The organism is Pantoea dispersa, from assembly GCF_014155765.1.
Taxonomy (GTDB): domain Bacteria; phylum Pseudomonadota; class Gammaproteobacteria; order Enterobacterales; family Enterobacteriaceae; genus Pantoea; species Pantoea dispersa.
Map to the genome: position 1 here is coordinate 26,190 of NZ_SCKT01000014.1, position 4,806 is coordinate 30,995.

Sequence of the window (4,806 nt, forward strand, 5' to 3'; positions counted from 1 at the left end):
GTCGATAGCACGGACTGGATCCGGGATGTAGTTATCCAGGTGCGTAGCCAGCTCAACGATTTTCGCTTCCCACTCAGCGTCGCCTTCCAGCGCTTTCAGCGCAGAACCGCGTACGATTGGGGTATCGTCGCCAGGGAAGTCGTAAGCAGACAGCAGGTCACGCACTTCCATCTCAACCAGTTCCAGCAGCTCTTCGTCATCAACCATGTCGCACTTGTTCAGGAACACGATGATGTAAGGAACGCCAACCTGACGACCCAGCAGGATGTGCTCACGGGTCTGAGGCATTGGGCCATCAGTCGCAGCAACAACCAGGATCGCGCCGTCCATCTGCGCAGCACCGGTGATCATGTTTTTCACATAGTCGGCGTGGCCTGGGCAGTCAACGTGTGCGTAGTGACGGGTCGGGGTTTCATATTCAACGTGAGAGGTGTTGATGGTGATACCACGAGCCTTCTCTTCTGGCGCGTTATCGATCTGATCGAATGCACGCGCCTGGCCGCCGTAGGTTTTAGCCAGAACGGTGGTGATTGCCGCAGTCAGAGTGGTTTTACCGTGGTCGACGTGACCGATGGTGCCCACGTTTACGTGCAGTTTGTTACGTTGAAATTGCTCTTTAGCCATCGCTTGTCCCTCTAAGACACGGATATATCAAAGATATCGTCACATTAACCAGGCAAAACCTGATGTTAGTTTTACAGAGAGAGAATCAGGAGAGAGATAAAGGAAGTGGTGCTGATACCCAGAGTCGAACTGGGGACCTCACCCTTACCAAGGGTGCGCTCTACCAACTGAGCCATATCAGCACATCTGGAGCGGGCAGCGGGAATCGAACCCGCATCATCAGCTTGGAAGGCTGAGGTAATAGCCATTATACGATGCCCGCATCCTGGAACTCGGCTACCTGTTCTTTCTGTAGCTTATGAATAATAAAAGAAGACCTTCTATTATTCGAGCCAGTCAGAGTTTCCGACTGACGGTGATCACGCTACTGCGCAATCTGAATTCGAAGGTGAGAGAGTTGAACTCACCCATCAGATAAGCCTTTATCTGACGCTCAACCGAGAGGTTGAGATGGTGGTGGGAGAAGGATTCGAACCTTCGAAGTCTGTGACGGCAGATTTACAGTCTGCTCCCTTTGGCCGCTCGGGAATCCCACCTACTTGATGGTGCCGGCTACCGGAATCGAACTGGTGACCTACTGATTACAAGTCAGTTGCTCTACCAACTGAGCTAAGCCGGCATCAAGTGACGCGCATTCTAGGAAGACCGGGTTCAGGATGCAACAAAAAAATTGCTAAATTTGCACTACCGCTTACTATTTGTGCAAATCCTCGCAAAACGCCCCGCCAGCGCAGCAAAAAGCAGCAAACATGGTGTGTTTTTCCGCCAGCCCACAGCCTGATTATTCTTTGATACCGCGTTAGCCTCATACTGTGATCATAAAAATGCGGGCCTGCTTACGAAAGCGTGCTCAGGTTTATCATTTTACTTCTTTTTAAAGTCACACTGGTGTTACCCTCCTGCCCATTGTTCTCGTTAAATTACCCCTGTGACGTGCAACTGAGTTCGACACATCGCTGTATGCCTGTTGCTGCAAGGTGTTGATGAGCCAGAATTTGCGGTCAGATGCATGCTTATGAGTAAAAAAACGACGCCACTGACGACGCCCTACCTGCAGTTTGATCGCCAGCAATGGGCTGCGCTGCGAGATTCCGTACCGATGACGCTGGCCGCCAGCGAAATTGAACGGCTGCGCGGTATCAATGAAGATCTTTCGCTGGAAGAAGTCGCTGAGATCTACCTGCCGCTATCACGTCTGCTGAACTTCTATATCAGTTCAAATCTGCGCCGTCAGGCGGTGCTGGAGCAGTTCCTTGGCACCAATGGCCAGAAGATTCCGTACATTATCAGTATTGCCGGCAGTGTCGCCGTCGGTAAAAGCACCACCGCGCGCGTGTTACAGGCGCTGCTTAGCCGCTGGCCCGAGCACCGCAAGGTGGAACTCATCACCACCGATGGCTTTTTGCACCCTAATGCGGTGCTGAAAGAGCGCGGCCTGATGAAAAAGAAAGGCTTCCCGCAGTCGTATGATATGCATCGACTGGTGAAGTTCGTATCGGATTTGAAATCGGGCGCCAGTCAGGTCACCGCACCGGTGTATTCACACCTGATTTACGATGTCATCCCGGATGGCGATAAAGTGGTGCAGCAGCCGGACATCCTGATTCTGGAAGGGCTGAACGTCCTGCAGAGCGGTATGGATTATCCGCACGATCCGCATCATGTATTTGTCTCAGATTTCGTCGACTTTTCAATATATGTCGATGCGCCAGAAAACTTATTAGAGCGCTGGTACGTTAATCGCTTTCTTAAATTCCGCGAAGGTGCCTTCAGCGATCCGGACTCTTATTTCCACCACTATTCTCAGCTGCCTGAAGAGGAAGCAGAGAGTATTGCACGTGGGTTATGGAAAGAAATTAACTGGCTGAATTTAAAAGAAAACATCTTACCTACACGTGAGCGGGCCAGCCTGATTATGACCAAGTCTGCTGACCATGCCGTGCAAAGTGTGCGGTTGCGAAAATAGTATTAAAAACGCCCTGCTTTATCAGGGCGTTTAATGCGTCACTGTTTACTGTGTTAATTAGCGGGACGTAATGAGATCTCGCCACCGACCCAGGATTTAATCTCACCATCCTGTTCCAGCAATAAACCGCCCTGCTTATCAATTCCGCGCGCAATGCCATGCACTTCACGATCGCCAATCAGCAGTTTTACCGGACGATGGATAAAGTTATCCAGCGCTTCCCAGCGGCCGACAAACGGCGCCAGCCCATCCCGTTCAAACAGCGGTAAAGCTTCACGCAGACGGTTTATCAGCCTGGCGGCGAGTTCGTTACGATTGATCTCGATGCCGGCTTCCTGCAGATTGATCCAACCCTGATTGATTTCCGCCGTGCCTTCGCCCCGCATCACCAGGTTGATCCCCGCGCCCATGACAATTTGCGCCGCATCGCCGGTTTTACCGGTGAGCTCAACCAGAATACCCGCCAGTTTACGATCCTGCAGATAGAGGTCATTTGGCCACTTAACGCGGACGTCTGCCGCGCCCAGCGACTGGATAACCTCTGCCATCACGATACCAATCACCAGACTCAGGCCCATTGCCGCAGCTGGCCCCTGCTCCAGTCGCCAGTACATGGACATGTAGAGATTGGCGCCAAACGGCGAGAACCATTTCCGTCCGCGCCGGCCGCGCCCGGCCTGTTGATATTCCGCGATGCATGCATAGCCGGAGTTCAGCTGGTCCATGCGATCGAGTAAATACTGATTCGTTGAGTCAATAACCGGAATCACTGCGAGATCCGGCTGATGCAGATGCGCCAGTATCGCCTCTTCATTCAGCAGCTGAATGGGCGCTGGCAGGCTGTAGCCTTTCCCTGTCACGGTGTAGACATCCAGGCCCCAGCTTTTCAGCGTCTGAATATGTTTATTCACGGCAGCGCGGCTCATACCGAGCGCTTCACCCAGCTGTTCACCAGAGTGAAATTCGCCATCGGCCAGCAGGGCGACCAGTTTTAATGGAACGCTATGATCTTTCATGAAATCACCTCGACGGCGTTACGCTCGCCCTGCGCGCCAATAAACCGCACCTCTGGCTCCAGCCACACGGCAAATTTTTTCCCCACCTCCTGACGCACATGATGGGCCAGGGCGACAATATCCTGCGGTGTGGCATTGTCTTCATTGATCAGTACCAGTGCCTGCTGACGATGCACCGCAGCACCGCCAAGACGATAGCCTTTCAACGCACACTGATCGATCAGCCAGCCTGCGGCCAGCTTGACCTCACCACTGTGCTGGGGATAGTGCGGCATAGCAGGATAGTGCGTGAGCAATACCTCTGCCTGCTGAGCGGAAATCAAAGGATTTTTAAAGAAACTGCCTACATTGCCTGTTATGCGCGGATCGGGCAGCTTACTTTGTCGCATATGGCACACCGCATTGAATACGTCCCACGCGCATACGGTGGCGGGATTGAGCTTCGCCAGATCGCCATAGCTCAGTACCGGTTTCCACTGCTTGGCCAGACGCAGCCCGACGGCCACAATCACATAGTCATGCTTCATCGCGTGTTTGAAGATGCTGTCGCGATAACCAAACTGGCACTCATCACGGTGCAGACGCGTGACTGTGCTATCCGGCAGGTGTAACACTTCGACGTACTGGCAAATATCTTTAAATTCAACACCGTAAGCGCCAATGTTCTGGATGGGTGCCGATCCCGTCACGCCTGGAATCAGCGCCAGATTTTCCAGCCCGGTGAGGCCTTTCTTTAAAGTGTGCTCAACCAACTGATGCCAGTTTTCGCCTGCACCAACGTGCAGATGCCAGGCTTCGTCGTGCTCTTCCAGGGTAATGCCTTTAATCGCGTTGATCACCACGCAGCCGGCAAAATCTTCGAGGAACAGGACGTTACTGCCCTCGCCAAGCACCATAAACGGCTGATTATTTTGCTGGCTGGCGTGCCAGGCAGAGGAAATGGCTTCTGCGCTATCCGCAACAACAAGCTTTTCAGCCGCGATTGCAAGACCCAGTGTGTTGAACGCTTTCAGGGAAGTCTGAGGGCTGGACATGTTACGGCCTTTACTGATTAATCTGGCCGTAGTTTACCCGATTGCACGGTTTTACAGTGGGGAGTTTTCGCGTTTTTAGCGGTAAATTTGCTGAAGTACGGGCGTAAAAAAGCCCCGGACTCTCGTCCGGGGCTTCTTCACTTATTTAATGCCTGGCAGTTCCCTA

General features: G+C 52.7%; 4 protein-coding genes and 4 tRNA genes. 1 reads left to right on the forward strand and 7 read right to left on the reverse strand.

Annotated elements, in window-relative coordinates; translation table 11 throughout:
- The 5 genes from H7K56_RS22645 to H7K56_RS22665 all read right to left on the reverse strand — a co-directional run.
- Positions 1–624: GTP-binding protein (locus tag H7K56_RS22645; RefSeq protein WP_182689054.1), on the reverse strand; the 624-nt coding region annotated here is incomplete at its 3' end.
- Positions 625–730: 106 nt separating this feature from the next.
- Positions 731–806 (reverse strand) — tRNA-Thr (locus tag H7K56_RS22650).
- Positions 807–811: 5 nt separating this feature from the next.
- Positions 812–886 (reverse strand) — tRNA-Gly (locus H7K56_RS22655).
- A 189-nt stretch (positions 887–1,075) separates the two neighbouring features.
- Positions 1,076–1,160 (reverse strand) — tRNA-Tyr (locus tag H7K56_RS22660).
- Between the two features lie 7 nt (positions 1,161–1,167).
- Positions 1,168–1,243: transfer RNA gene (locus tag H7K56_RS22665), tRNA-Thr, on the reverse strand.
- 396 nt (positions 1,244–1,639) lie between these two features.
- Here H7K56_RS22665 and coaA point away from each other — a divergent pair.
- Positions 1,640–2,590 (forward strand): type I pantothenate kinase, encoded by a 951-nt coding sequence (coaA, locus tag H7K56_RS22670; protein ID WP_058759911.1) that lies wholly within the window; start codon positions 1,640–1,642, stop codon positions 2,588–2,590.
- A 53-nt stretch (positions 2,591–2,643) separates the two neighbouring features.
- On the opposite strand, the gene birA is transcribed toward coaA, so the two are convergent.
- Both birA and murB read right to left on the reverse strand, forming a co-directional pair.
- The gene (gene birA / locus H7K56_RS22675) at positions 2,644–3,606 is read right to left on the reverse strand and encodes a bifunctional biotin--[acetyl-CoA-carboxylase] ligase/biotin operon repressor BirA (RefSeq protein ID WP_021508689.1); all 963 of its coding nucleotides are present in this window, start codon (positions 3,604–3,606) and stop codon (positions 2,644–2,646) included.
- Positions 3,603–4,640: a UDP-N-acetylmuramate dehydrogenase gene (gene murB / locus H7K56_RS22680; RefSeq protein WP_150361795.1), complete on the reverse strand. Its 1,038-nt coding sequence runs from the start codon at positions 4,638–4,640 to the stop codon at positions 3,603–3,605. Before murB ends, birA begins: the two co-directional genes overlap by 4 nt.
- Positions 4,641–4,806 lie beyond the last annotated feature (166 nt).